Annotated in this window: 25 protein-coding genes and 2 pseudogenes; 9 read left to right on the forward strand and 18 right to left on the reverse strand. The window is 38.3% G+C overall.

What is annotated here, in order from left to right; translation table 11 throughout:
• Positions 1 to 139 (reverse strand): annotated as a pseudogene (locus BB781_RS15410) (IS21 family transposase); the annotation flags it as partial.
• 82 nt (positions 140 to 221) lie between these two features.
• Between BB781_RS15410 and BB781_RS12395 the strand changes: the two are divergent.
• Positions 222 to 611 (forward strand): hypothetical protein, encoded by a 390-nt coding sequence (locus BB781_RS12395; protein WP_094228802.1) that lies wholly within the window; start codon positions 222 to 224, stop codon positions 609 to 611.
• A gap of 264 nt (positions 612 to 875) precedes the next feature.
• Here BB781_RS12395 and BB781_RS12400 read toward each other — a convergent pair whose 3' ends face one another.
• A complete protein-coding gene (locus BB781_RS12400; protein WP_094228803.1) occupies positions 876 to 3518 on the reverse strand; it encodes a Cache 3/Cache 2 fusion domain-containing protein in 2643 nt (880 codons plus the stop codon).
• Positions 3519 to 4437: 919 nt separating this feature from the next.
• On the opposite strand from BB781_RS12400, the gene BB781_RS12405 reads away from it, so the two are divergent.
• On the forward strand, positions 4438 to 5694 hold the full coding sequence (locus tag BB781_RS12405) for a transporter substrate-binding domain-containing protein (RefSeq protein ID WP_094228804.1): 1257 nt from the start codon (positions 4438 to 4440) through the stop codon (positions 5692 to 5694).
• Here BB781_RS12405 and BB781_RS16490 read toward each other — a convergent pair.
• A pseudogene (locus tag BB781_RS16490) lies at positions 5691 to 5780 on the reverse strand (IS5/IS1182 family transposase); the annotation flags it as partial. The gene BB781_RS12405 and the pseudogene BB781_RS16490 overlap by 4 nt on opposite strands.
• 496 nt (positions 5781 to 6276) lie before the next feature.
• On the opposite strand from BB781_RS16490, the gene BB781_RS12410 reads away from it, so the two are divergent.
• Entirely contained in the window at positions 6277 to 7047 is a 771-nt protein-coding gene (locus BB781_RS12410; RefSeq protein WP_094228805.1) for a PRC-barrel domain-containing protein, read from the forward strand.
• A gap of 112 nt (positions 7048 to 7159) precedes the next feature.
• On the opposite strand, the gene BB781_RS12415 is transcribed toward BB781_RS12410, so the two are convergent.
• The 3 genes from BB781_RS12415 to BB781_RS12425 form a co-directional block, all read right to left on the reverse strand.
• Positions 7160 to 7507 (reverse strand): HepT-like ribonuclease domain-containing protein, encoded by a 348-nt coding sequence (locus BB781_RS12415; RefSeq protein ID WP_094228806.1) that lies wholly within the window; start codon positions 7505 to 7507, stop codon positions 7160 to 7162.
• A complete protein-coding gene (locus BB781_RS12420; RefSeq protein WP_094228807.1) occupies positions 7500 to 7784 on the reverse strand; it encodes a nucleotidyltransferase family protein in 285 nt (94 codons plus the stop codon). The genes BB781_RS12415 and BB781_RS12420 overlap by 8 nt, the downstream gene beginning before the upstream one ends.
• A 171-nt stretch (positions 7785 to 7955) precedes the next feature.
• Positions 7956 to 9434, reverse strand: coding sequence for a Fic family protein (locus BB781_RS12425; protein WP_094228808.1), 1479 nt, complete (start codon positions 9432 to 9434; stop codon positions 7956 to 7958).
• 59 nt (positions 9435 to 9493) lie between these two features.
• On the opposite strand from BB781_RS12425, the gene BB781_RS15815 reads away from it, so the two are divergent.
• Positions 9494 to 9637: a hypothetical protein gene (locus tag BB781_RS15815; RefSeq protein ID WP_164997879.1), complete on the forward strand. Its 144-nt coding sequence runs from the start codon at positions 9494 to 9496 to the stop codon at positions 9635 to 9637.
• A 112-nt stretch (positions 9638 to 9749) separates the two neighbouring features.
• Here BB781_RS15815 and BB781_RS12430 read toward each other — a convergent pair whose 3' ends face one another.
• Positions 9750 to 10151: a hypothetical protein gene (locus BB781_RS12430; RefSeq protein ID WP_094228809.1), complete on the reverse strand. Its 402-nt coding sequence runs from the start codon at positions 10149 to 10151 to the stop codon at positions 9750 to 9752.
• Positions 10152 to 10795: 644 nt separating this feature from the next.
• On the opposite strand from BB781_RS12430, the gene BB781_RS12435 reads away from it, so the two are divergent.
• The 4 genes from BB781_RS12435 (at position 10796) to BB781_RS12450 (ending at position 13694) form a co-directional block, all read left to right on the forward strand.
• Entirely contained in the window at positions 10796 to 12574 is a 1779-nt protein-coding gene (locus BB781_RS12435) for a thiamine pyrophosphate-binding protein (protein ID WP_094228810.1), read from the forward strand.
• Positions 12575 to 12619: 45 nt separating this feature from the next.
• A complete protein-coding gene (locus tag BB781_RS12440; protein ID WP_094228811.1) occupies positions 12620 to 13048 on the forward strand; it encodes an NTF2-like N-terminal transpeptidase domain-containing protein in 429 nt (142 codons plus the stop codon).
• Between the two features lie 53 nt (positions 13049 to 13101).
• The gene (locus BB781_RS12445) at positions 13102 to 13302 is read left to right on the forward strand and encodes a hypothetical protein (RefSeq protein ID WP_094228812.1); all 201 of its coding nucleotides are present in this window, start codon (positions 13102 to 13104) and stop codon (positions 13300 to 13302) included.
• 113 nt (positions 13303 to 13415) lie between these two features.
• Positions 13416 to 13694, forward strand: a complete 279-nt coding sequence (locus tag BB781_RS12450) for a winged helix-turn-helix domain-containing protein (protein ID WP_094228813.1) — start codon at positions 13416 to 13418, stop codon at positions 13692 to 13694.
• 40 nt (positions 13695 to 13734) lie between these two features.
• Here the strand turns inward: BB781_RS12450 and BB781_RS12455 are convergent, their stop codons facing one another.
• Positions 13735 to 14280 carry a carbonate dehydratase gene (locus BB781_RS12455; RefSeq protein WP_094228814.1) on the reverse strand — a complete coding sequence of 182 codons (546 nt, stop codon included), beginning with the start codon at positions 14278 to 14280 and terminating at the stop codon, positions 13735 to 13737.
• Between the two features lie 222 nt (positions 14281 to 14502).
• On the opposite strand from BB781_RS12455, the gene BB781_RS12460 reads away from it, so the two are divergent.
• Positions 14503 to 14766 (forward strand): SemiSWEET family sugar transporter, encoded by a 264-nt coding sequence (locus BB781_RS12460; RefSeq protein WP_094228815.1) that lies wholly within the window; start codon positions 14503 to 14505, stop codon positions 14764 to 14766.
• A 13-nt stretch (positions 14767 to 14779) separates the two neighbouring features.
• Here BB781_RS12460 and BB781_RS12465 read toward each other — a convergent pair whose 3' ends face one another.
• The 10 genes from BB781_RS12465 to BB781_RS12510 form a co-directional block, all read right to left on the reverse strand.
• A complete protein-coding gene (locus tag BB781_RS12465; RefSeq protein ID WP_094228816.1) occupies positions 14780 to 15595 on the reverse strand; it encodes a ribonuclease III family protein in 816 nt (271 codons plus the stop codon).
• Between the two features lie 43 nt (positions 15596 to 15638).
• Positions 15639 to 16175 (reverse strand): DUF2284 domain-containing protein, encoded by a 537-nt coding sequence (locus BB781_RS12470; RefSeq protein WP_242492658.1) that lies wholly within the window; start codon positions 16173 to 16175, stop codon positions 15639 to 15641.
• A gap of 467 nt (positions 16176 to 16642) precedes the next feature.
• Positions 16643 to 17413, reverse strand: coding sequence for a potassium channel family protein (locus tag BB781_RS12475; protein ID WP_094228818.1), 771 nt, complete (start codon positions 17411 to 17413; stop codon positions 16643 to 16645).
• Positions 17414 to 17741: 328 nt separating this feature from the next.
• The gene (locus tag BB781_RS12480; RefSeq protein ID WP_094228819.1) at positions 17742 to 18377 is read right to left on the reverse strand and encodes an iron-sulfur cluster assembly scaffold protein; all 636 of its coding nucleotides are present in this window, start codon (positions 18375 to 18377) and stop codon (positions 17742 to 17744) included.
• A gap of 19 nt (positions 18378 to 18396) precedes the next feature.
• Positions 18397 to 19563, reverse strand: coding sequence for a cysteine desulfurase family protein (locus BB781_RS12485; protein ID WP_094228820.1), 1167 nt, complete (start codon positions 19561 to 19563; stop codon positions 18397 to 18399).
• Positions 19564 to 19610: 47 nt separating this feature from the next.
• Positions 19611 to 20030, reverse strand: a complete 420-nt coding sequence (locus tag BB781_RS12490; protein WP_094228821.1) for a DsrE/DsrF/DrsH-like family protein — start codon at positions 20028 to 20030, stop codon at positions 19611 to 19613.
• A 10-nt stretch (positions 20031 to 20040) separates the two neighbouring features.
• The gene (locus BB781_RS12495; RefSeq protein WP_094228822.1) at positions 20041 to 20262 is read right to left on the reverse strand and encodes a sulfurtransferase TusA family protein; all 222 of its coding nucleotides are present in this window, start codon (positions 20260 to 20262) and stop codon (positions 20041 to 20043) included.
• A 91-nt stretch (positions 20263 to 20353) separates the two neighbouring features.
• A complete protein-coding gene (locus BB781_RS12500; RefSeq protein ID WP_094228823.1) occupies positions 20354 to 21178 on the reverse strand; it encodes a metallophosphoesterase in 825 nt (274 codons plus the stop codon).
• A gap of 21 nt (positions 21179 to 21199) precedes the next feature.
• Positions 21200 to 22690, reverse strand: coding sequence for a sulfatase-like hydrolase/transferase (locus tag BB781_RS12505; RefSeq protein WP_094228824.1), 1491 nt, complete (start codon positions 22688 to 22690; stop codon positions 21200 to 21202).
• Between the two features lie 852 nt (positions 22691 to 23542).
• Entirely contained in the window at positions 23543 to 24664 is a 1122-nt protein-coding gene (locus tag BB781_RS12510; protein WP_094228825.1) for an MFS transporter, read from the reverse strand.
• Positions 24665 to 26794 lie beyond the last annotated feature (2130 nt).

Consider the following 26794-nt stretch of genomic DNA (forward strand, 5'->3'; position numbering starts at 1 on the left):
TCATTTCAGGATGTGTCGTCTGGCGGGCATATTTCCTCACTGTTTTCCTGTCTTTACCTGTTCTTTCTGAGATCTTACTGATGCTCAGACCTTGTGAATACAAATCTCTAATCAATAGCCAATCCTCCGCTTTCAGCATTATTCACAATCCTTGAACTTTTGTCAGGAATTGTGAACTGGGGAATTTTAAACCGCCGAAAGTGGGGAATTATTCACCGCCGATGACAGCTATCAACTTGTTTTCATTTGAAACCGTATTTTCACATAAATCTAAGCTTGAATTCATGGAACGTGCTAAGCAGAAAGGATGGGAGCTGTATCTTTATTTCATAGGTACATCAGATAGCACCGTTAACCAGGGAAGAGTAAAAGAACGTGTTGAAAAAGGGCAACATAATGTTCCTGATGATAAAATATCAGATCGATATATACGTTCTAATAGTTTTTTGTATGATGCAGTAAAGTTATGCAGAAGAGCATACGTATTTGATAATTCGGATGAGGCTTCAATTTTAATTGTCGAGAAAGATATCGATGGAACAATTCAAATCAAAGATGAAAATCAGGTGCCTCAATGGGTTGACACATATCTTTTATCCAAACTCGAGTAAATTTGCAATAATCTAATTTTGGCATTATTAACTAAACATAGCGTCTCCACTTCTGAAGACTGTACCTATATACTTCGTCCATATCTTCATCTGGGTTGCGAATCTCATGGGGCCCACCACAATTCTTCTTTTCTACAGATATTGATTCTTGTAAAAGTGAGAGCTGTTTTTCGTTGTTATTACAATGCGGAATAGAGTGAAGGTGCTCGATTTACGTGTCTAGATGAGGCAAGGGTCAAAATCAGAGTTTTTCTGTAAAAGTGGTTAATTATTTCTTGAATCAATTGGTATTGTAATTGTGAAAGTGCTTCCCTTGCCAACTTCACTTTCAACATCGATTTTACCAGAATGCATCTCTACATAATAGTTAACAATTGCAAGTCCTAATCCAGTTCCATCATGGCTGCGGTTTGCAAATGAACTAACCTGCTTGAATGGTTCAAATATAGATTTTTTCTGGTCCGCAGGAATACCAATGCCATTGTCAGATACGGAGATCTCAAAATTGTTGTCCACGATTTTTGAATTAAGCAACACTTTACCGTTCTTAGGTGTGAATTTGATAGCATTGCTAAGAAGATTAAGTATGATCTGTTTGATTTTCATCTTGTCAACATTTACTTCTGGTTTTTCGAATTCTCTGTTGACTTCAAAATCAATATTTTTCTCTTTGATCAGAGGTTCAATTAGTACTACTAATTCATCCATTATTTCTTTGATATTTGTTATTTCAGGTGTATATTCCATATTACCTGATTCAATTTTAGAAATATCAAGAATATCATTGATCAGTTCTAACAAATGGTTGCCACTTTTCTGTATATTAGATACATAATTCGTTTGTTTTTCATTTAAATCTCCGAATATTTTTTCATTTAAGATCTGGGAAAAACCAATAACTGAATTGAGTGGTGTACGAAGTTCATGACTCATATTTGCAATGAACTCAGATTTAATTTGATTTGATTCTTCAGCCAGGAATTTAGCCTGAAGAAGTGCCATTTCAGCTTGTTTACGTTCAGTGATGTCAGTCATGAACAGAGTAAGTCCGATAACATTTCCTTTATCACCTTCAAGAGGACTGTATACATTCTCATACCATTTTCTTTCGAGTAAAGAATCACCGTGTTCTTCAACAACCGTGAAGGCTTCTCCTGCAAGTACTCTGTCAAACTTCACTTTTGCTTTTTCTGTATCTGCGGAATCTTTGATGTAATCAAGCATATTGACACCAATCTCTACTTTTGCATCCCATATATGTTCCATTGTCACCTGGTGATTTTTATTGAAGGCAATGTAACGATAATCTTCGTCAAGAGCAAATATGACAACATCTCTAGGACTTTCAATGACCTTTTGCAGTATATTGTGTGCCTGTCTATATTTCAATTCAGTTTTTTTCAGTGCTTCTTCTGCTTTTTTACGTTCTGTAATATCAAGGACAAAACCATCTATTAAAAACGGATTATCATCTGTTTTTGATTTTACATTTATCCTCGCATTGAGCATTAACCAGGCATGTTTACCATCTGCACGTAGAGCCGCAAATTCAAAATTCTCAACATGACCCTGTTTTGCAAGGAAATTGATAAGCTCCCCACGACGTTCCTGATCAACATATAATTGTTCTCCTACATTCTGCATGTGTTCGAGAGCTTGCTCTTCACCCTCTCTGCCTATGATCCGTAACATCTCAGGATTTGCCTGAAGAGCTTTTCCATCAGAATTAGTACGGAAGATCCCAACAGGAACATTGTCTATGAATGCCTGAAGCTTTTCTTCATTCTCTTTCACAGCATCCAGTACTTGATTGAAACCCCTGGGTATCGCCTCTAGATCAATACCGACATCAATATTTGCTCTCTTGTCCAGTTTACCCTGAAGAGTAGCATTGGTTATGTCATCAAAGTCAGTAACTATTCTTTGAATTCCATCTGAAATAGATTTACTTAGAAGGAATGCAGCTAAAACACCAAGAATCACAAAGACTAAAACAGCCATTATTAAACTGTTCCTGATTGCCAGTAGAGGACCTGCAAACTCTTCATAATAAGTAGTTGATACTATATACCAATCATTTGGCTCATAGTACGTGTAGCCTGCAATTTTTTCGCGACCCTCCCACTCATAAGCAATAATACCTTCCTTGTTGTTGATTATCTCTTTTGCAAAGTCATGCTCGTAGATATTCTCACTTTCTATACTAGGGTGAATTACAAGATTTCCTTCTGAGTCCATTATATAGATATATCCAGTCTCACCTACAACAATTCCACCCATATGATCCCTTATCGTATCGATAAATGGCTCTTCAAGAACACCAACGTAAAGAATACCTATGATCTCACCAGTACTATTTCTGATCGGTTCGTATGCGGTCAGATGCCAGGCATTGACCACCCATGCCCTTCCGTAGAACGTTTCACCTTTGTTGACAACTGTATCATACACTGGTTGCGACACTGTGGTTCCGACTGCTCTTTTTCCTTCATCGGTGATAACGTTAGTAGAGATTCTTACAGCCTCTCCATCCAGTACCTGAAATACAGTAGCAGTCCCTCCTACCATATTCTTGACATTATCGACGATCTCAAAATAATTGTTGACAACGTAATCTTCCCCCAGTACCATTTGTCCATCAACGATTTCAGGATTACCTTTTGAGTAAAAAACGGCCCTTGCAACTCCAAGGTCACTATTTACTTTGTCCTGTGCAAGGGAAAAAGTAGACTCTATATATACCTTTTCAAGGAACACCTGGTCATTTATATACTCTTCTAATTGGGACCAGGTACCTGCTTCTGTTTGGTCGTAAGCATAAAAACCAACAATAATTACAGGTAATATAGTTAATAACAAAGATACTATCAATATTTTATGACGAATAGTTACTTTTTTAAAATCCATCTAGCATACCCCAGTATCTATGAAACAATTTCACCTGAATATACGCACCAAATCTGTTGCTTCAATGTGCAACAGCATGTATCTAGTATCCCATATAATTGAAAACTGATTAAGTGCAAGAATTGCAAAACGTATTGAAGTAACGGTACTAAATGCCTTTTTTGAACATTCAGGACCATTGGAATGTTATTATTCCATATACGCGAATTCAATTTTTTTGAAAAACATGTAGTATAGTTAACAATCAGAGATATTACCAATCTTAATTCATTCCATATCTGTAAAGTATACCACTGGGGAGGATACATGTCCTCATAGGTTGTATAAGGGATAATATATAAATCCATCTAATAATAATACAAATAATACTATATGCGGAATTATATCGGTCGTGGGTTAATTACAATCCTTGGCAAAACACACAAGCAATTTTACAACGATGTTTCAGACTGACTTTTTATCATATTAATATATAATGGTGTTTATTAATGTAAAGTGATTTTTATTTTAATAGCTGTTAATATTTTAATTAGCACTATACTTAACAAGGGTGATTATTTTAGTATTACAATTCTTCTATACTCTTCAATAATGTGTGGTATATATAATGTTTATTTTAGAACACTGTGTAATTATATATGTCCATAAATACCCCCACGTTTCCAGTGCAAATTATACTATCTATAATATTTAATTATGTGTTGGTTGCAGGAGAATGTGCTACCTCTCCGTCTACAATGACGTTACGTTAATCAAAGTTTTTCATCATCTTGTGAACATGGGAGCGCCGCTTTCCAGGCTGTAGAAAACTTATTTCCTATTTTGTATATGTAATAATTTAGAAAAGGTAAAACTCAAAAGAGATTTCAATAGAGTCGAATGATTATTTATTTATATATATTGATTGTGTATACTATTTATGTCAACCTCATTACGATATACGTATCTCTTCCTTAGTATAGTGCTTACTGGTGCTCTGATCATAGCTTCAGGATGCCTGTCAGAACGTGAAATTGAATCTGCAGATATGGACAGTGTCTCTGAATTGGCCAGTTTGACATATTACACTGAACAACTTCCCCCCTATAATTATCAGGAAAATGGAACCATACAGGGAATTTCTGTTGATCTGCTAGAGGCAATAACTGACAAAATGGGGAATAAAGTATATCGAGAGGAGATAAACCTCGTCTCCTGGACAGAAGGATATCAGGCGGCTCTCACCCGGAACAATACAGTTCTATTCAGCATGGCAAGAACTCCTGACAGGGAGGAACTATTCAAGTGGGCCGGGCCTATCTATACTAATCGCAAGGTCCTGTTTGCCAGGCCAGACCGTGGAATCACAATAGAAGGTCCTGAAGACCTGAATGGTTATCTTATAGGAGTTATCACCGATGATATTGCGATCCAGTACCTGCTCGATATTGGTGTAGACCAGAGCCAGATAGTGACCGAAAATAACGTATCCACACTTATTGCTTTACTGGATAACAGTGAGATCGACCTCTGGGCATACCCTGAGAACTCAGGCAGGTACTTCGCTGAACAGGCGACAGGGAACTACAACAGCTACATGGTCGTATATCAATTACATACTCAGGATACTTACTATGCATTTAGTAAAGATGTCCCTGACTCTGTTGTCCAGTCCTTCCAGCAGGCTCTTGATGCAGTGCGGGATCAGAAAGATGAGCATGGGATCAGTGACTACGAACAGATCGTCTATCAGAATATCGGTGTCAGCTGTGCCCGGCAGACGTTCATGGATGAAGCAGTGATAGCACTTGTGGATACGACCGCCACGGCAATTGAGAAAAATGCTACTGACACGTTCCAGCGCATCAACGCAGGTGAAGCATCGTATCGTGATCTTGAGAACCCGGCCCTCTATACCTTCGTGTATGATGTGAATGTGACGATGGTCGCCCATGCAGACAATATTCTGTTGGTCGGTACCAATTTTAAAGGGAAGACAGATGTCACTGGCAAACCTTTCCGTGATGAAATTGTTAGCGGAGCTCTGAAAAATGGCACAGGATGGGTGGAATATGTGTATACGAATCCTGTACATGCGAATTTGTACTACAAGACCACGTACTACCGGTTAGCCAGAGGAAGTGATGGAAACTCCTACATTGTATGCAGTGGCAATTTTAAGAGTTGTGATATATGATCGATAATTCTCTTTCTGAATGACCAGACAGTTGTACTGTCTGGAACATATTCTTGAAAATTAAAAAAAGGTCTAATCAGAATTCTCTACATTTTTCTCAGGTTGATAGAAGAGCAGATTGCAGATAAGGAAACTTTTTATTGGGAAGGATATTCACCAAATTCCATACCTTTTCACATGTTTTTTGTATAAGAACGAACTCTATTACCGCTGTTAAAAATTACAATGGCATTATAATTTGATAGCGTATGTTATGTTTTATTCAAATTATGTTAAGTATATAAAGAACATGTGTAAAAGTGTGAGATTGAGAACGAAATGTGAGTCTCAATTGGACATATATCCGGTTTTGGGAGTGGGGATTCTCAAGCGGTGATACAACGATTGTTGTAGATCTAAGCGGGGTCGGCGTAGGTCTAGAGCGTGTTTCAAAAATCAGTACCTCAACGACTGTAGTCAAAATAGGAAAGTAGGATTTTTGAGACAACTTAATCTTAATCAAAATCTGTTCTCACAAAGAATTTAGGACTCATGATGAAAATCGAAATTTAAATTAATAATTAAAATTAGGGAGTGTTAAATATGGAAGTATTAAAAGTTTTGTCTGCAAGTACAATTAGAAAAGATTCAGTAGAAAATCCACAAGGTGAAGATTTAGGGAATATAGAAGATATAGTGGTTGACCTGGATAGTGGAATGGTGGCATATACCGTACTTTCCTTTGGAGGAATCCTGGGAATTGGAGATAAATACTTTGCAGTACCCTGGGACGCATTGAGGAAAAAAACAGGTGAACATAAATTTATTGTAGATATTGATAAGGAAAAACTGGAAAATGCTCCTGGATTTGACAAAGAAAACTGGCCAGGAATTGAAGAAAAAGATTACAGAGAACATGTAAATATGATATCTGAGTACTATGGTTATAAACCATACTGGGAGAGAGTACGTGAAACTCCTGCTGAAAAAGAAACTTCTACGCGGAGAACACATAGAACAGCCTTGGCTGCAAGTGATATTAAAGGTATATCCATAGAAAATCCACAAGGTGAAGATTTAGGGAATATAGAAGATATAATGATTGACCTGGATAGTGGAATGGTGGCATATACCGTACTTTCCTTTGGAGGATTCCTAGGAATTGGGGAAAAATACTTTGCAATACCATGGGAAGCATTGGGGAAAAAATCAGGTGAGAACAAATTTATTATAAATGTTGATAAGGAAAAACTGAAAAATGCCCCTGGATTTGACAAAGATAACTGGCCAAGAAATGAAGAAAAAGCTCACAGAGAATATGTAAATAAGATATCTGAGTACTATGGTTATAAACCATACTGGGACACTGCATAATCTCCATTAAATAAAAAGTAAGTTAACCCAGTAACCTTATTTTAATAATGGATTAAAGATAGAAGAAGGGCCTGATTCAAAACAGTCCCTCACTTTTCAATTTTTTAGCCAACTAACTGGATTTCTTGTCTTTCAGGATTCTCTGTGTCTCTACTTCTAAATCCGGGAGGTAGTTCTCGATTATGTCCCATACTATGTCCATGTCGATGCCAAAATATTCATGTATCAGGATGTTTCTCAATCCCACTATCCTTTTCCAGGGGATATGGGAATATTTATATCTGGTTTCAGGAGGGATTTTGCCTGCAGCTTCACCAATTATCTCAAGGTTGCGGACAACAGCATCAACCCGCATCTCATCTTCCAAAAACTCCTCAAAAGTGATATTCTCCACATACCTTTGGATTTTCTCAATTGCTGCAAGCATGTCTGCAAAGAAAACCAGTTGGTCTCTAGGCATAAACAGCCTCTTTCAGGATATGCTCTCTCAGCCGTGGCTTTATGGCAGTCTCAATGACAAGGTCCACTTCTCTTCCAAAGAGTTCTTCGAGATAGAACTTGAGTTCCATATAATTACCAAAGGTCTTTTGACCTTCTTTAAATTCCACAAGGATATCAACATCACTATCTCCGTGTTCCTCTCCCCTTGCAAAAGAACCGAAAACGCCCACTTTTTTGACACCAAAACGCTCCATCATCACGTTCTCATGTTCTCTTAATATCCCAAGGGCATCCATAATTATTACTCACCGACAAAGTTTAAATCGTTAACCCTGAACATGACAGAAACCTGTTGATTTTTACTTTCAGTTAGAATTAAGGTAGACTTCTGTTGCTCCCCTGCGACAATGGTGTTGATTAAGAGGACTTCCGGGGTGACTTATTGTGGAAATGGCTGCCTGAAGTATCTATCTCTTATTTTTTGCTTTTAATATCTGACCTTTTTCAGTAAGTTTATACTTTTGTTTTCGACTTGTGGGTTTATCTGGAATTGTCATTTCGATGATTCCAGATTCCAGTGCAGGCAAAAGATAATGTTTTCTGAAGTGCTCACTATTTTTCAAGCTTAGAGCATCTTGAAGTTCTTTTCTAGTCATTTCACCAATAATAGTATTAGCCAGAATAACTTCCGTGGTGACTTCCGTGGTGACTTCCGTGGTGACTTTTCTAGCTTTGCTCTTTCTTCGAAGGACAAGCACGAAAGAACCATCATCCAATATGAATTCTGGTTCGTTAAGGTCATGCTTTCTGCAGAGCTGGATCATATCCAGAGTACCGGTCCCTGCTTTTTCGATATATTTTGCCAGAAACAGGGGTTCAGCAATAAGAGGATTGGCAGGGTGAGATGCATGTGGCTTACGCAGACTTTCCAGGGATAAAGATGGTGGCAGTCTTCCGGGATTCCATATTTCAAGGCGGTCGGCAAAAAGCATAATCTGCACACTGGCATTGCTTGTATAGTCCCTATGGGCAATTGAATTGACAATCCCTTCAGCTACAACTGCTTGTGGGATATCGTATTCCACAGGAGCTTCTGGTCCCTGATCTCTTGTGCCTACAGAACGTGCAAGCTTTGACATAACGAAATCTACGGATTGGTCTACCAGATCAAAGACTGTTCCTTTATAAATTTGATAGGATGGGATAGGTTTCTGAATTTCCTTACCGTGAAAATGCAGACATTTTACTTCAGATGTTATAAGGAATCTTTGAGGTGATTTTCCAAACAGAAGTATTGCAGCATTTGATGGTATTTCCCTATCCATTAGGTTGAGATGTTTCAGAGCATCTGAAACGGAGATATTTTCATGGAGTGCATATTCTCTGGCACTCCGTTCTCTTGCAATGAACCAGTTAATCTTTTCCGGAGAAATGTCTTCAAGTGTTGCACCGGGACATGCAGACGCATCGAAGGGCCCGGTACGTATTAATCCGGTGTATTCAAGATACTGTACCAATGCTGCATAGACTGCGGTATTCAGTTCAGGTTGGCTTGAAAATCGCCGGCGTACAAGCTGTTCACCTGCTTTGGTTATCAGTTTCTCCATTTTTGGATGCCTTGCAACGGAATCGCCACCTTTTATGAATACAAGTCTTGGTTTACACAACTGTGTGGCTTCTTCAAATTCTCTCTGGGTTGCTGAAACGCCCTCGTTGTCTTCCCATCCATATTGCTCACCAAACAGAGAAAGGTAGATATCGCAGTGTTTCACTTCATTCAGATATACTTCGTCTGCCTTCCTGTCAATCGCCGGTAGATTCTCAAACATGAAAACATCAAAGAAGCGCCGGAGCAAAGCGTCACCACTAATAAAATCAAATAGAGATTTGCGCTCGGCTGCAAACTCTTTCTGAACACTGCTGATGAAGATGGTGAGCCTTTTCATTTGAATTTACTCCGCATGATTGGAAGTTGATCAATGATTCTTTGATAACAATAGCATTCATGAATAATAAAGATATTTTGAAGCCGGAAGGCTTTGAGAACATTAAATGGTTTGATGATGTGTTGCCGGAGATCGATATGTGGAACGGGGAGAATGTGCTGTTCTGTAGGGAGAGGAAGGTTTTTGGGGAAATGAATGCCTGAGAGGCATTGTTTCTTATTTTTTCAGAGTATGTTTCTATAAATAAGTGTTTGATATTTTCACCAGATTTGTTTCAACAACAGTTCCTTGAGTTATACATATATTCTGGAAAATTTAGACGAGTTTTCTTATTTCTGCTAAACTATATACGTCCGCATTAAGACCACTAATCATTCGATGAATTGTTTTTTTATTTGAATTACATTTACAACAATCTAAATCACTAATTTTTTCAACTATCAATGCTGATAGAGCAGCGGGTACACTTATGTAAGGCTGTGGGACTGTACATATAGAAAGAACCCCTAGCGAAAACGAAACAAATTTCATACACTTATGAAGCGTTAAGTTTTTTATGTCATTAACCTGTGATTCAAATTCATCTGTTATTTCCTCTATTTTAGCACTTAAATAAGAAGCATCTGGAATATCATTCAAATTATGTATATTATTAAGATCAGTAACACCTTGTTGAAACAATAATCGAATATCTGCGTATTCATCGCGAAGGTCCATAAAATCTTCCACTGCTAAATTATTAATTTTATCTGGAATCGAACAACTTATAAGTGAGCGAATAAGCATGTTTTTTGGTGAATCTAATGAATTGTAGTTTATAGAATTAAGTGAATTCAGGCCAAATTCTAAATTTTGATCAGTAGTTGTATGCCAACTTTTATTGCTAGCAATGTTGGGTAAATAGAAGTTGGGTTACTGGGCAAAAAAGGTCATCATACTGCTGTAATTCTGTTATTTCTTCAGAAATCAAATACTCTGAATTTTTTGGAACTATGGAATTCACTTTATCAAAAAATAATAAATTGCTTCGAAGCCAAGTTCCTGATGGTTCATAATACGGATAATATAGAACTTCAAAATTAGGCATACTTTTAAAAATCATTCTATTGCATAAATAAATTACTCTAATTTAAGTCCAATTTCTACTGTATCCCCCAAACCCTTAAATACCACCTCCTCCAATCCTAACTTAATGTCAAATCCTACCACAACTCACACCTTACCCAACGTGTCTGTAGTAGTGGTAGTGCTAAACGCTTGAGCAAGATAACGGAAACTTTTCTGGCTCAAGTGCGCTGTTTTTGGTTAATTACTGATTAGTGTATCCTGTGCCGGGATCGTTTCTTTCACGGAGAATCAAAATGGAAGAAATGAATGGAGCAGAGATTTTAGTTAAATGCCTGGAGGATCTCGGGGTCAGACACATCTTCGGTTACACCGGAGCGGCAATACTTCCGGTATTCCATGCCCTTGAGAAGAGTGATATCGAGATAATTATTAACTCGAACGAGCAGTCGGCGGCTTTCAGCGCGGCGGGGTACTCGCGGTCGAGCGGACAGGTCGGTGTAGCCATAGTCACATCCGGACCTGCCATCACCAATACACTCACCAGTGTAGCTGATGCCTATGGTGACAGCATCCCGCTGCTTGTATTTGCAGGGCAGGTCCCTGAGCATAAGATAGGGACCGACTCGTTCCAGCATATCAACGTCAAAGGGGTCTTCGGGGAAGCTGCCAAGAAGGTCATCCAGGTATCAAATGACGATGACCTCGAGTCGATAATCAAGGATGCCTACTACTATGCGATGTCTGGAAAACCAGGGCCTGTAGTCATAGATGTTCCTCTGGACAAACAGCAGAAGATGCATGAATACCAGGACATGAATGTTCTGAGGTTTGAGGAGAGTTATCACGATGACAGACACCTGTGGGAGGATCAGTGTGCAGAATTCTTCCAGTTGCTGCTCAACTCCAGAAGACCGCTCCTTTATCTGGGCGGCGGCCTGAACTCAGAAACAGGAAGTCAGGCAATCAGGGAATTCAATGTGTATTTTGGAATACCTTCTGTCAACACCCTCATGGCAAAGGGTGTCGTTGATGAACGGAAAGACCTTAACCTCGGGATGCTGGGAATGTTCGGCACACCCTATGCAAACATGCTCATCCAGGAGAACGACTTCTTCTTCGCCATCGGTGTCCGCTGGGATGACAGGGTCGCGGAGAAGGTCGGGTTTGCAATAGGTACCGACATAGCCTACATTGACATCAATCCCGAGAAGATGCATCAGATAAAGATAGAACGAGGACCTAAATTCTCATTTATCGGGGATGCTGCCACAGCGATCCGGGACCTGCTAAACTATGCTAAAAAGCATAAAATCACATTGAATATCCATGAATGGCAGCAGCGTGCCAGATTCCTGAAGAGGTCCTGGCCTCTGGATTACAACCGGGCATCCGAATACATCCAATCTGCTGAGGTCATGTCTCTGCTCTCAACTTATGTTGATGGTAACACGAAGATAACCACAGGTGTTGGTAATCACCAGATGCTTGCAGCTCAGTACCTGCCCATGCAGAACGCAAAATCATTCATGACGTCAGGTTCCTTTGGTACAATGGGTTTTTCCATACCAACATCTATCGGTGTCCATTATGCAAACCCTGACGCAAGGGCCATAGCAATCGATGGTGACGGTAGCCTGCGGATGAACCTGGGAGAGCTGCACACCATCGCATCCCTTAATCTGCCTGTCAAGATACTCATGCTGAATAACAGAAGTGACGGCATGGTCCAGAATCTTCAGGATGTAGCATACGAGGGAATCAGGACAGGAACACAAAGGCCAAAGGATGTTCACTTTGCAGAGATCGCAAGGTCATTTGGTTTCAGTTATGCAGAAAGGATAACCGATAGAAGAGATTTGAAAGACAGCATGGAAGCATTTCTGAATGCAGATGGACCTTGTTTCCTTGAAGTTTGCACAGACAGGGAAGAGATACTCTATCCGAAGGTTCCGGCAGGTGGAGCTTATAAGGATATGATACTTGGCCCATATATAAAGGATATATCTAATGATCTGGTGAGTAATCCCGAAAATCGGATAAATACAGTTTCGCAAATGCACATTTATACATGAAAGGACACTTAATTAGTGTATATAATTTATATTTAGGCGTTATTTATGAGAAAAGTTATAATAGGAACCATATTACTGGCAGTCGTTCTGGCTGCCGGATGTGCCGGAATTGGAAGCAGCCCATCAAAAACAGTGGAGAAATTCGTTTCACAGTTCAATGAAGGGAACTATGATACATGTTATGACTTGATGTCATCAGGCTACAGGCAACAAACCAGTCTTCCAGATTTTGTAGACATCTGCAAAGATGTAAATCCTGACAAGTATGAATTCATAGAAGTAACAAAAGAATACGTAGATGAAGACAATGCTGTAGTTGATGTACTGGTAAACGAATCCTCCATTGCTATCAAGTTCTCACTTAAGAACTTCATAGAGGTCGAGCCGGAATTCGAAGTAACAACAAAACAAATTGAGCTGGTAAAACAGGAAGATGAATGGAAGATAACAGACTTTCCGTATGTATTGACATAATACGCAAAAGAGACAACTAACAAATAGGGGTGGAACAGAACAGGAGGATTAATTTGGATCGCAGGCGGTGCTTCCATTATTTCCCAACTCTCAACAAAGGCCTCATCCATGAGCTCAGGGTAGTTATTCAGCCAATCGTGCTAGTGAAAGGTATACCACTTTTCAGGGACATACAAAAAAGCATAAGGCTTAAGCTCAAAGGGACACAGGAGTATAGCTCCGGGCTTGTTGAACTTATATACCGGATAGTGTAAGACAATGAATGGGATACAGAATTGGTTAAATAGTAATCTGCAGTAAATAACACCATTTAAAACCACAACAGGGTATTCAGACGGTTCCTGTATCATAATGAGATGGAAAAATCATGACAGAAGACTTAATCAATGAGTATGTAAGGTGGATTGTAAGCGTTGACCGCCGACTCATTATAATGGAATACATGAAAAAACACATAATGGTCAATGCTTCCGAAATAGCGCATGAAACCCAGAGGTCTACACAGAACATTAGCCGTGCCTTAAAGGAATTTGAAGACAGGGGACTTATTGAATGCCTCACGCCTTCAAAGACCACATGGAAAAAATACGTCCTGACCGATATGGGAAAAACGGTCATGGAAAAAATGGATGGGAAATTCATCTGAATTTATTTCTTCATTTAAACTTTTTATTCTCAGTTTTTAATCATGCTTCCTGAGCGAGGTTTTTGTAACCGTCAACAAGTTTGATATTTGCATTAATTACAGAGCTCTTGAATTTTGCAAGATCAGCAGTAATATCCTCAAGATCTTCAACAATATCCTGCTTTGTTACGACCTGTCCGTCGTAGACGACCTTTCCAGAAGGTATCTCCACTGCGCGAACTGTAGCATTGTGCAGGACAAGAACGTCGTTTCCGATGCTGCAGTCAAATACCACAGCTCCGAATCCTACAAAACATCCCTGGCCTAGTATGCAGGGTCCGTGGACAATGCAGCCGTGCGCAAGTGATGTATCATTGGAAATGATGACTTCAGAATTGGACAATGCATGTATTATTACATTATCCTGCACGTTGCAGTTGTCACCGATCACAATAGAAGAGCCCGGTTCATCTGCCCGGATGATGGCGTTATGGGCCACAAATACATTATCCCCTATTTTGACATCTCCTACAATGATAGCAGTTTCAGATATCCATGCAGTTTCACTAATTTCAGGATGCTTATTTTGGGGATTTGGACTGAGCATTTTGATTACCACCTTTAATTATGAGCTTTATTCCCTAGGAATTAGCTCATAGAATATCATATATGAGAAGTTATTACAATTTATTTAAACTTATTGATGAGAATGCCCAATTATCCATTTCTTTTCTGATAGTGCTAATAAATATCAGTCTGATGCGCAGGAAACTTTAATTCCTGAAAATCATAGAAGCATCAGAAATATCCGTATACATGGGATGATCATATGATCGGCTACATTGCAGGAACTTTAACCACCATTGCTTTTGCACCCCAGTTGCTCAAAGCACTTAAAACCAAATCCACAAAGGATGTCTCACTTCTGATGCTGATATGTTCCACTTCAGGAATGACACTGTGGTTGTTACATGGACTGATCCAGCAGGATAATGCATTGGTGATCGCCAATACCATCTCATTGGCACTGGCAGGCTCACTGTTGGTATTTAAATTGAAAAATGAGTGGCACAACGGTAAAAAAGTAGTGTGATTTATATTCTAAATTACAGGTCTTTGTCTAGTCCCAGATGCCGCAAGTGAAGATCCGCTGCTGCTTGCTCAGCTTTTCTTTTACTGTTGCCTGATCCTGTGGCAAGTAACTTGTCACCAAGATAAAGTCCGACAGTAAAATATTTATCGTGATCCGGTCCTTCTTCATCAATGATCTTATAAAATGGATTTCCAATTCTATTCTTATGGAACCTTTCCTGTAGAAGTCCTTTTGGGTTTGAGACCGAGATATTTTTCAGGGCATTGTCTATATCAAAGAACCTGTAAACAAAATCCCTTGCAATTGAGTAATTACTATTTACAAAACTGCAGTTGCCGGTATTTGTTGTTTTTCCATTGTATCCGCCATCAAGATATATCGCACCGATGAGCGCCTCTATTATATCTGACAGCTTTCCTTCAATGTTTACATGCTCTTCAGCTAATACAAATCTTGAGAGTCTTATTTTTTGGGCTACAGGCTTCAGGTTCTTATTTGAAGCAAGTATTTCCTTGATCTTCGTGGAAACGCCTTCTATTGTAAGGCCATTTGAATGTGCATATTTGTCAATCTCTTTGTCATGGTATGCAAATTCAGCAATTATCAGGCCCAATACAGAGTCGCCCAGATACTCCAGTTTTTCATAATCTTTGTTCTCAAGGTTATTGGCTTTCCTGAAGTTACCAAGTTTTTCCTTATCTCCGCTAAACAGTGAGCCATGCAATAATGCCTGAATCAGGTAGCTTTTATCTTTAAATCTGAATCCGATAATTTCCTCAAATTCTTCCAGATTACTTGCATTTACGCTCAGGTCTTCATTAACTCTCACTTTTTTCCCTCGTGATCATCAAGACACTGTATGTAATGACAGCTCATTCCAGAAGTAGTATTCCCACACATTTGACTCTGTCAAAGTTACAATATTCCATTTCCAGTCCGTTCTTTTCCATGAGCTTGGACAGGTTCACTCCAACAGCTTCAGGAGGAAAACGTCTCATTTCAGGCTTGTTGCATTTATCTCCGCAGGTTTCGCATTCATTGCATGCACCTGGCCTGAGTAATTGCGCATATGTAAAACCCTTTCTGAAAACATCATGCTCAAGTTCCAGCATCTTGTGAAATGTTGCCTTACGCAGCCTTGACCAGGCTTTTAATATATCTTTTTCAGCAAAAGTATCATGTTCTTCGATAAGCAGGATAGCAGTATTATATTCTTTCAAGATCTTTCTGAACTCATCAATGGAAATGATGTGTGGTGGGCAGCTCAGACGTTTTCCATACCCTCTGCAATCATAGGCACACTTTAGTTTTACCCTGTTCTCTACATATATATCAGATGCATTCAGCATGTAAGCTGCAAGGCCAAGTTCTTCTGCTTTGGTAATAATTAAATGGGCGTCTTTTGTCATCTGATTCATTAATTGCACCGATCACTTAAAAATCAGTCTAATTGCAGATAGTCTGGACTATTTATTTATCTTATAATGAGCAGAAATGTCATTTTCCGAAGACCTTTTATAATTATATGTTAGACAATTAGTTAACGTACAGGGTGATATTAGTGAAAGAAGAATGCTGCCCGAAGTTTAATCTCACGCCTTGGATGGGAAACTAATTGAGTGGGAGAACAAGAAATTCATAAAGGACAAGGTCCTGCTACATCGGCACTTACCAGGGATAAGGCTATGAAAATAATATAATTAACTCACATGCCAAAGAGAATACGTTCTCTATGTTTGGGAAAAATGTTTAGAGATTCTTATGCTTACGATTTTCAGTAACTCTTCCCGCGACCAGATCTCATATGCCAAATTTATTGGTCGTAGTGAAATCGATAGCATCGATTGGTATAACTATATAATCTGACAAAGTCGGGTTACTTAAAGTTACCTTTTTCTATTTCCAACAATTTGCTAATCTCATTGGAAAGCCTCTGTACTTCTCCACGCAGTTCTGCAATTTCATTTGAAGATGCTTCCTTCTCTTTTCCTACAAGAAGGCTTGCAAGGGCTGCAGTTATGTATCCGAAAATTGCAAAAGCATAAACAGATAATAAAAAAGCCAGTATCCTCCCTTCGGCGGTTTTTGGCCAGTAGTCGCTTCCTAGTGTCGTTATAATCATAGCTGTCCACCAGAAAGCATCCCCATAGGAATTGAGACCCGGGCGTTCAAAACCATACATGCCTGCTGCCCCTACAAAAGTCACCAAAGCAGTAAGGAGCAGAACGTATTCCAGGCCTCGCTGTCTCATTGCCTGCCTAACAGTTCTTATACTTCTGTTAAAAGAAGAGAGAATTCGAGCAAGATTAAGAGACCGGACAAAACTCGTAACTTTAAGTACTCTGAATCCGCTAAATAACCTTAAAATCCGCAACGCGGGCAAAAATAGAGAAAGAGCAACAAGCCAGTTTTCCTTAACATAAACCTTTTTTTTCGGAGCAATATACAGCTCAATAAAAAAATCAGCTATAAAAACACTCCAGATAACCATACTTGCTGTTTGCAAAAGCAGGGAGAGCCCGTAGACAAAATCAAGAACAATAAGGACCAACCATACGATCGACAACAGGATCAGAGGAAAATCTAAAAGCTTGTTAATCTGGTAAAGTAAATCTATTCGTTCCTGTTGTAATTCTTCTTTATCCATGTGTTTATTTCTCACCCAAGTTTATTATCGAGTTCAGATGAGTTTTTGACCTGTTATCAATCCAAGGTACGGTTTATAGATATATGAAATAATCGGCTCTGTAGAAAACCTACTTCATATTTTATTTTAACACCATAATTTAAAAATGATAAATCCTCTGTGCATTATCTGCTACCGAAAAAAGATGGTTAGTCATTTACATCAGAATGAAGAACAAATGTTATTTAATTAATTATGAGAAATAAAACTAATGAACTTTCTGAACAAAATATAATATATAAATAAATAGAGAGGTAAGTGGTAAGAAAGATACCACTTATTTTTTTATTCACTCAGTAAAGACAACGTTGACCTCTTTAACATCCCACAGGGATTCTATCTTTTCGATGAGGTCCTCTTTAATGGCTGCTGCAAACTGGTGATTGGAGGGCAGGTCAAGAAGTACCCTGACAACTCCGTCATTGACCTCTATTTTTGTAACAATCTCTGTCCTTACAATATCAAGTCCTGCCATTGGGTTCATGACATGCTTCAGCCTGCTCCTTACAATATCAACTGTAGTTGGTTCCTTTTCGCTTACAAGACCATGCTTTTCTTCATAATCACGGATAGCAGATCTAAGACCTTCAACTGCGAGCACTGAACAATGTGCTTTTACAGGAGGAAGTCCTCCCAGTTCTTCTGTGGCTTCCTGCCATGTGATCTTCTTTGCTTCTGCAATGGTCTTGCCTTTTGCAAGTTCCGTGATGATAGAAGCAGTGGCAATATTAGAAGCACAACCGTATGATTCGAATTTGATATCCTCAATTACCTGTGTATCCGGGTTGACCTGCAGGTAAACAGCAACCATGTCCCCACAAGCAGGACTTCCTTCAAGTCCTTTTCCATCAGGATTTTCGATTTTCCCTACGTTTCGGGGATTCTTAAAGTGCTCAAGCACCTTCTCAGTATACGGGAATTTCATATTCACACCTCATTTATCATTATTTGTTATACAGGGGACTGATAGCCCTGAGCTGGCTTACTACTTCTTTGATAGCATCCACGACTGCATCCACATCTTCCATGCTGTTATAACGTCCGAATGTGAATCTGATGGAGCCATGGGCTCGTTCGTGGTCACCACCAATGCCGAGTATCACGTGGCTTGCTTCAAGAGAGCGACTGAAGCAGGCCGAGCCGGTACTCACTGCAAAGCCTCTCATATCCAGGTGTAGTGTCATTGATTCACCTTCAACATAGTGGAAAGTTATGTTTGCATTCTGTGGGGTTCTTTGTGTTTTGTTTCCATTGAGGGTTACGTGGGGAATCTCATCAAAGACTCTTTTGATGGTATAATCCCTTAGTGATGACAGGAATTCATTCTCTTTAGGAGTAACAAGTTCAACAGCTTTTGCAAAACCAACTGCACCAGGTATATTCTCAAGTCCGCCACGGCGGTTTGTTTCCTGGTATCCTCCATCCATCCATTTTTCAATGGGTGTGCCTTTGCGGATGTATAACGCTCCGACACCTCTTGGTCCGTGAATAGTATGAGCTGATATGGATATCATGTCTACAGGTGTTTTTACGACATCAATTGGAACTCTGGTGTAACTGTGTGTGGCATCAGTATGAAGAAGCACGTCTTTTTCCTTGCATATTTTTGCAATTGTATTAAGGTCTTGGAGGGTTCCTATTTCCTGATTGGCGTGCTGGATAGAGACAAGGACAGTGTCACTGCGTATCTTGCTTTTGAGTTCTTCAAGGTTCACATTTCCTTCAGCATCAACACTGATATAATCAACAGTATAGCCTTTTTTCTCAAGGCTCTTTGCAGTGTTCAGGACAGGGAAATCCTCTATCTTTGATACAATTATGTGTTCTCCTTTCTTTTTCTTTAAGGCTGCACAGACCCCTTTGATTGCCATATTGCTTGATTCTGTTTCTCCGGATGTGAACACAATTTCCTCTGCTGAAGCTCCCAGTGAGGAGGCAATTGATTCCCTGGCCTGCTCCAATCCTTCTTTTGCTTCTATACCCATTGAGTATCCGAATTCAGACGTGGCTACTGCATAGGTCTCAAAGTAGTAAGGTTTCATTGCATCCATTACCCTTTCATCTAACCGGGTACTGGCGGAATTATCAATATATATCATTTTATCGAACATATGTTTCTCCTCTAAAAAGGTCATTGCTTTTGAATGTCGCTTGTAAGTTATATGAAAAGTGTTATACTAGCGTCTTTTGCTTCCATTATATAAGTGCCCACTGCACCATATTCATCTATCCATTCTCTATGCAGCTGTTCTTGTTTTATTCCCATTATTTCCATTGTCATCTCACAGGCAATGACCTTTCCGCCAAGTTCCTTGAAATCTGTCATCAGTTTTTCAAGCGAAACAACATTGGCTTTTTTCATCCTGTTTTTAACCATCCATTTCCCCAACCCAAGGAAATTCATCTTGGAAAGCGGACCTTTATCAAGCCCATTTTTTTTCAGGCGCTGCAGGCCCCAGAATGTAAAGAAAAGAGAAGCATCCATACCCATTGAAAGTGCACCATTTGCAACTATCATGGCACTGTAGATCTTATCAAGATCCCCGCTGTGAACTATTATTACAGCTTTTTCAGCCATACAATTCCCCCTAACGTTTGATGCGTATTTTCCATTCGTTGTCTTTCTCTTCTACTCCCATAACTTCAAGCCCCATTGCTTCACATGCCATGGGTATCTCTTTTTTGGAAGCAGGGTGGGTGCCCACTATGACAATCTCATCACCCGGAGCGGCTTTTTTGAGAGCTTTGCGGCATTCCACAAGAGGAACAGGACATGTTTGTCCCCTAACATCAATGTTTGTTTCTGTCATTTAATCTCCCCTTATCCTGATTTGTTTCCGGATAACTTAAATGTTCCCTAACACTACTATTATGAATTTTTAGATATTTAACAATTGTGAATCAAAAATTATTGCAAATCAATGAGTAACTATCGTTTTCAGATCTCCCAAATTTATGGATGGAAAGTTCCCTGCTTATGAGGGTGGAAAATGCAGCGACATTGTTTTTTCCTGTGTATTCCGGGGTGGAGAAAAGAGACAGCAGTCTTTTGTCAAACCACCATGCATATCCTTCAAAAAGGGCAGTGTGGGCTCGTATCATCAATGAAAGATGATTTCTTTCCATAAACTCATTAAATACATCCTTTCCGAAGCACTGTGGGCGCAGCCCTCTGGATGAAGGTGTCATTCCATTGGAATTCGATGGATCGTTCCACAGGTACGGGAACGAGTCATCTTTGCTTATCTCTTCAATTTCCGCTTGTTCTGGAATGCCACCATGCACGCAGAATATGCTATTATTTATCAGTGCTGCTATTGGCATTTCCTGGAATGTCCGGTTTGCAGCAAGGAACAGATCATAATCCCGAACCTCTTCATAAAATCCGTATCTATTGTTCATTTCCAGGGTTTCATGGTTTCCCCGCAGAAGAATAATGTTTTGTGTTTCTCTCAGTTTTAGCTCAAGTAACTGGCTGAGAACAGCTACTGAATTTTTGCCCCTGTCAACATAATCTCCCAGGAACACAATGTCGTTACATTCCAATTTCCTACGCATCTGCAAAATGAACTCAAGTGCCCTGAGGTTTCCATGAATATCACCAACTATCATGACATTAGCTGATGTTATGCGAACAAGAGCTGCCTCTTTTTTAAAAAGGCCTGATGTTTTCTCCAAAAGTGCAAATAAGATCGTATGGTCAATTCCATTGCCCTCATTGTTCATTCCAGATCCGCCTGATTTTTCCTATTCTTTCAGGACTTTACGTATAAGTAAAAGTCCTGCAAGATTTACAACCCCTATAAGTCCTCCTCCTGCAATATAAAGTGGGTTCTGGTAGGATTTATCATTTGTGGACTGTTTTGAGGGGGCATGCATGTTAATGATCGTACTTGATCCGGTGTTAACTAGCATTTCAATATCTTTGTTTGGGTTTGCTGTGGAACTATATTTAAGTATATAATCTCGGTCCGGCACCAAGCCCAGCAATGAAATGCTTTCATAGGTAGTGGTTTCAAAAAGTACAGCTTCATTTTCCATCAGGGCCAGTTCACCCTTTTCAGGAACGATGACCTTAAGGTTCACATAGTCTTTTACAGGGATAGCTACACCGTCAGATGCTCTCAGTTTTCCTGGCATGTTCAGAATCTCAAGGATGGTAGGGGCGATATCCTCTTGCCCGAATTGTCCTTCTATTACTTCAATCTTAACGTCCTTTGCTGCAATGACAAAAGGTACTTTCTGGGATTCAGGCATCACGGAGTATTTATCTGCCTGATGTCCTCCTTTAGAATCCTTTGTGGAAAAACTCATTCCATGATCTCCAGTAAATATGAAGGCTATGTTGTTCTCCATGCATGTTTTGTACAGTTCCATGGTAACATTGTCGATCCCTTCAATACTTGCAATATACCCGCTGTCTTTTTTGTAATGGCCAGCACTATCCACAGCTCCTGCATTTATTGTGAGGATGTAGTTTTGTCCGGGATACTCCGTGCCCATGAGATCAACGATATGCATGCCGGTTTCAATAGCCCATATGTTGTATATATCATATCTTCCCTGGGACCCTTCCGGATATGTATCTAAACGCGCCTGCAATTTCGCGGAGTTCTTCTGCATCAGCTCTGCAATGTCAAGGGATATGCCTTTGCCTGCACCTGAGATCCGGTTTGTCGCTATGATCATTTCAGGCTCTGTAATTGAGTTCTCTGCATCATGGATTATCACATTCTGCTTGCTGCAGAATCCAGAAGAATCTCCTTTTTCCATAATTCCAAATGTCAAATATCCATTATCATGAGCTATATCATAGATGGTTGTACCAGAAGAACCTACAAGAACTCCGTCGGCTTTCGAATATCCGGTTGCTATCACCGAATGACCGCCTTCTGTGAATGTCTGAGGGGCGATTACATCTAGTACCCTGCAGCTATTATCAAATATCTGCAGCATTTTTTCAGGCATGGCTTTGTCCAGCACACTGCCATCAATTGCATAAGGCGTATACTCTGGATAGACATAGCAGGAACTGAGCCCGTCGATAATGAGAATAACGGCACCTTGTGGTGTATCAACGGGATTTATTTCAATAATATTATTTGCACTGCATGTCGGAATCAGGAACAAGAGTAAAAAGAATAGTATCGAAAACTTAGAAGTAGTGTGTTTGTACGTGTTATGCCTTTCATTGCCGGGGCATTTATGCTTCTTAATTCTGTTTTTACTGGCTGTCATTATTTTATGAAACAGGCGTTTCGCATAATAAAGTTTCTATTTGAATCTACTTTTTGTAAAATGAAAAGGGTCTCATCTATATTTTATTGAGGACAGTTTTAATTCTCACTTTTAAAAAAATAGTATGTAACTATTATTAGTCACGTATTTTTTAATTTTAAAGATACTATACTATATATAAATATGTATTAATATTTGATTACGTTTAATTATTTAACAGATATAAAAATAATAAATTATTGTATTATATTTATAAAAATATACTAGTATATATTAATTTTCGTAACCATGCGAACGAAACTAGATATTTCGGAGTCGTTTTCTGCACGAAATTGAAGTTAATAAATGATTAAATTATTATTACTTATAGTAATTTGATCTTATTTTATTTGACAGTGTGTATTTTGGAGGGTATTTTATTTGAATATATTTATATTACATTTTTTAATTTGTTTAGTTAAATAGTGTGAAATGTAAAATAGTACGAAAAAACTACCTGCAATAATTAGTAATGTCGATGCAAAAAGTAGGTCCATTATTATTTTGTTAGGTATGTATATGCCCTATATCCATTACAAAATTCTGTGTATAATTTTACTGAAAAATGTGAAAGAAGTATTCTCTTTTTTAGCTTATATTCATCTGATGATGATTATAAAAGTCAGATAAAAACGTTTTAATGAATCTGAATTTGCATCCGAACACCCAGAAATAGAAATGTGGTTTTGAAATACTTTCGCCCCGCTAACCAAACTTTAACTTATAGAAATAGCATAAAGTGTGGGCTGTGGCAAGGTCTGCGCTCTCACAAAAAGGCAGTAATAGTAAAAAACAAAAAGCATCTCCGAAATTTCACTCTTCATTTTTCACTCCATCTTTTAGGAAAAGGGATAGAACCATAAAAACAGCACTTAAGATAAACACTGCCGGGTAACCCATATTAACGAACAACCCTGTGATAATTGGCATGAATGCGAGTCCTGCATAAGTGTATGTATTGAAGATCCCCATGGCAAGACCTTTATCAAAAGGCATGTGTGAAACAGCTATGGGGAGGCCTATCATTCCTGTTCCGGAGCCAATGCCTATTAATGCAAAACCTATAAAAGGGGATTTGATGGCGATTATTACACCAGCTGCTGCCAGCAGGATCCCTGAGACGATCATCTTTTTGAAACGAAGGTTCATTCTTCCAACGATGATATTGGTGACCATGGAACTCGCATAAAGGATAGCAATAGCAATGCCAAGTTCAGGTTTGCTAAGCATGTCCTTGCTGTATTCTGAATAAAATGCAAGCATTACTCCAGTGATCCCAAAAATCAGGAATGCAGTTATCCAGATACGGATAAATTTGATATTAAACAATTTACTGAATACGTTCCTGGCTTCCCGGGAAGGTGATATTTTCTTAACTCTTACTTTTGTTGGTTCTTTCCCTGTAAACATGATAGATGCACTGATAGCCAGTATTATTATGGACAGGCCAGTGAACAGGATAATTGCTCCCCTTATCGACCAGGCAGCCAGGAAACCGGATGAAAGTACTCCGACAGCAAGTCCGGCATTTAGTAGAAAATTAAATTCTCCTATATACTGGTTCTTTTCATGGAAACCAGCCAGTATTGAATAAGCGGGAGGAAAAAATGCACCACAGGCAATGCCTTCTATGAGTCTGGCAGTGATCAGTAGATAGATATTTCCGGTGAGTGTCAATATCATTCCTGCAAAGAATGTAAGTGCAATGGCAAGAACGATAATCTTCATGTTATCATATAGGTCTGCCATGAAACCAAAGGGAATCATGGTGAGTAATGCTCCTATGAAGTATCCGGAAAAGAGTAATGTGTATGAAAGGGTCCCTGATGATACAAAGCTGCCTGCTGCAATCTCCGGCAGGACTGGAATAACAGAGTTTGAAAGTCCCATGATGAGAAAAACTGTAGAATATATCAAAAGTCGTTTCTTATCCATGAGTGCCACCTGTCATAGATACTTACATATACGGCATATCATATTAGGTTTAGGAACTATTATAAGTGATACAATATGCATTTTCAGCAATAATAGATTGAGTTCAGCTAATATACACTTAAGTGCATATTAGCTGAGGAGTTGTGTGCTAAGATTTGCAACGCTGCAAAAGTCTACAGTTATACATATATAACTTGCAATCTATTAAAAAATATACATTTTTATTAATTATTTGTTACTATACTTTTAAAATATGTAAGGAGTATTATTTTTATTAACCTATTTTTATTTAATAGTTTATACTACTCATGTGGTAGCCTTGGTGCATTATAATATTATATATAAATATAGGTATATAAAATTATAACTTAGCTAATTAATTTATTAGTTAGTATTATAAGTTTACATAAACTGTGTAATTAAACGTGTGTGTAATGGATAATTATGTGTTCTGTTCTGGGAACTTCTGTACTTCGTAATTATTTGAAATTTGTGTGTAATTATAGCTGAAGTTTGTTCACTCAAAGAAAAATTCATCATGTTTGTGGTACTAACTCTTCAATTATGCAATCAAAATGCAATCTACTAGATTACAGTAACTATGAGAATAAGGGTGTTTGATTATAGGGTATGATGATTTGCACCATTTTCATGCAAATCATGGTGATGGTGAAGGTTAGAACATATGTATTCCTACATACTATGGAATGGTCACTTTTAGAAAAACATACCCATTTTGCCATTTTTGCATGATCGCTAATTTCGTACACATAGACTATAAGAATATGGGGTTTTTGGATTTTTGGGTTTTTGAAGTTCTGAGATAAAGATAATATTTTTTGATAAGTTCTTTTTAGTCTTTCATAATTATCTTGTTAAGTACTGGGTTTTTTTACTCACTTTGAACACTATTAGCGCTAGTTTTATTTTATACTTTTCAGCACCCAACCTATAGACTAAACACATCAAAAACTATTATATAAATATAGCTTAATATAATATATTTTCAGTCAAGCAAACTCCATTAATTTTAATACTCAACTTATAAATAAATTATTAAACATTACTAATAGTAATATTTACATGCATTTATTATTAAAATTCCCGGGACTTGTTGAGTAAATCGTAAAAATAGCCTGTTTTGTTCGTATGGGTGCGAAAACAACGGTTTAATTAAGTATATTTTTATAAATATATGTTAATAATAAGTTATTTTCATCACATTGTAATAATTAAAAGTAACTAAATATTGTTACATAATACTATACACAAAAGCATATAGTAAAAATAGACAAAATGTAACTAAAAATAGTTACATTGGTTTATTTTGGAGACACTTATACCAGACACTTGCATTGATCTAAAGACTTGCACATGAAATTAAAGATGGGATTCTAATATTTTCCTGCATTATCTACGCTTGCGGTTCAAAATAGTAAGACAGCACGGATTTGGTAAGAGTTAGTAATTCCGTACAAGGTGTTTGAAACGCTGTCAAAGATAAAATCATCTGTTAGAAATATTAAAATTTATGGTAAAATACATTAGAAAGTAATTAGAAAAGAGAGATTAGCACTGAAAATCTCTATCCTCAGTGCCTTACTAGCTATAAACCCCACTCATAGAATCAATCTACAATAGTACTTTTGTTTCTAACTTATTTAGAATCATAAGAAACAATGCTTCAGAATTTATTATGAAAACATATACATATCTGGCTTTCCGCACGTACAATGAATAATTAAATAAGTTTAATGATATTGATTTTATATGTATAAAAAAGAATGTTATTTATATATGTCATAGCACTTTTTATGCTCATAATTTAACCATCTTCAACAAAAGGATCGTTTTTAAAATAACCTGCGGAATATCACTTTAATTGTTTAAAGAAAGGAACCAGTATCTCCGAATGATATACGGCTTTTTGATAGTTCCACCCAAAGCAAATAAAAAAAGTGTTTTTGTTTCCGTATTTTGCAGGGTTACTATCAATGACTCCCTGTTGATCCATTGACCTGCACCTCCACGTAACTGATTCAATGGAGGTGGCTGCTTATTCACATATTTTTATACCTTTTCAGACATTCTTCATACATATCTATCATAAATACTTTGAAGCTCTCCTCG

Source organism: Methanolobus psychrotolerans (assembly GCF_002243045.1).
Classification (GTDB): domain Archaea; phylum Halobacteriota; class Methanosarcinia; order Methanosarcinales; family Methanosarcinaceae; genus Methanolobus; species Methanolobus psychrotolerans.

Coding starts and splice junctions, on each gene's coding strand:
- BB781_RS12395 (WP_094228802.1), top strand. CDS start 222: ATGACAGCTATCAACTTGTTTTCATTTGAAACCGTATTTTCACATAAA.
- BB781_RS12400 (WP_094228803.1), bottom strand. CDS start 3,518: ATGGATTTTAAAAAAGTAACTATTCGTCATAAAATATTGATAGTATCT.
- BB781_RS12405 (WP_094228804.1), top strand. CDS start 4,438: ATGTCAACCTCATTACGATATACGTATCTCTTCCTTAGTATAGTGCTT.
- BB781_RS12410 (WP_094228805.1), top strand. CDS start 6,277: ATGGAAGTATTAAAAGTTTTGTCTGCAAGTACAATTAGAAAAGATTCA.
- BB781_RS12415 (WP_094228806.1), bottom strand. CDS start 7,507: ATGCCTAGAGACCAACTGGTTTTCTTTGCAGACATGCTTGCAGCAATT.
- BB781_RS12420 (WP_094228807.1), bottom strand. CDS start 7,784: ATGGATGCCCTTGGGATATTAAGAGAACATGAGAACGTGATGATGGAG.
- BB781_RS12425 (WP_094228808.1), bottom strand. CDS start 9,434: ATGAAAAGGCTCACCATCTTCATCAGCAGTGTTCAGAAAGAGTTTGCA.
- BB781_RS15815 (WP_164997879.1), top strand. CDS start 9,494: ATGAATAATAAAGATATTTTGAAGCCGGAAGGCTTTGAGAACATTAAA.
- BB781_RS12430 (WP_094228809.1), bottom strand. CDS start 10,151: ATGGACCTTCGCGATGAATACGCAGATATTCGATTATTGTTTCAACAA.
- BB781_RS12435 (WP_094228810.1), top strand. CDS start 10,796: ATGGAAGAAATGAATGGAGCAGAGATTTTAGTTAAATGCCTGGAGGAT.
- BB781_RS12440 (WP_094228811.1), top strand. CDS start 12,620: ATGAGAAAAGTTATAATAGGAACCATATTACTGGCAGTCGTTCTGGCT.
- BB781_RS12450 (WP_094228813.1), top strand. CDS start 13,416: ATGACAGAAGACTTAATCAATGAGTATGTAAGGTGGATTGTAAGCGTT.
- BB781_RS12455 (WP_094228814.1), bottom strand. CDS start 14,280: ATGCTCAGTCCAAATCCCCAAAATAAGCATCCTGAAATTAGTGAAACT.
- BB781_RS12460 (WP_094228815.1), top strand. CDS start 14,503: ATGATCGGCTACATTGCAGGAACTTTAACCACCATTGCTTTTGCACCC.
- BB781_RS12470 (WP_242492658.1), bottom strand. CDS start 16,175: ATGACAAAAGACGCCCATTTAATTATTACCAAAGCAGAAGAACTTGGC.
- BB781_RS12475 (WP_094228818.1), bottom strand. CDS start 17,413: ATGGATAAAGAAGAATTACAACAGGAACGAATAGATTTACTTTACCAG.
- BB781_RS12480 (WP_094228819.1), bottom strand. CDS start 18,377: ATGAAATTCCCGTATACTGAGAAGGTGCTTGAGCACTTTAAGAATCCC.
- BB781_RS12485 (WP_094228820.1), bottom strand. CDS start 19,563: ATGTTCGATAAAATGATATATATTGATAATTCCGCCAGTACCCGGTTA.
- BB781_RS12490 (WP_094228821.1), bottom strand. CDS start 20,030: ATGGCTGAAAAAGCTGTAATAATAGTTCACAGCGGGGATCTTGATAAG.
- BB781_RS12495 (WP_094228822.1), bottom strand. CDS start 20,262: ATGACAGAAACAAACATTGATGTTAGGGGACAAACATGTCCTGTTCCT.
- BB781_RS12500 (WP_094228823.1), bottom strand. CDS start 21,178: ATGAACAATGAGGGCAATGGAATTGACCATACGATCTTATTTGCACTT.
- BB781_RS12505 (WP_094228824.1), bottom strand. CDS start 22,690: ATGACAGCCAGTAAAAACAGAATTAAGAAGCATAAATGCCCCGGCAAT.
- BB781_RS12510 (WP_094228825.1), bottom strand. CDS start 24,664: ATGGATAAGAAACGACTTTTGATATATTCTACAGTTTTTCTCATCATG.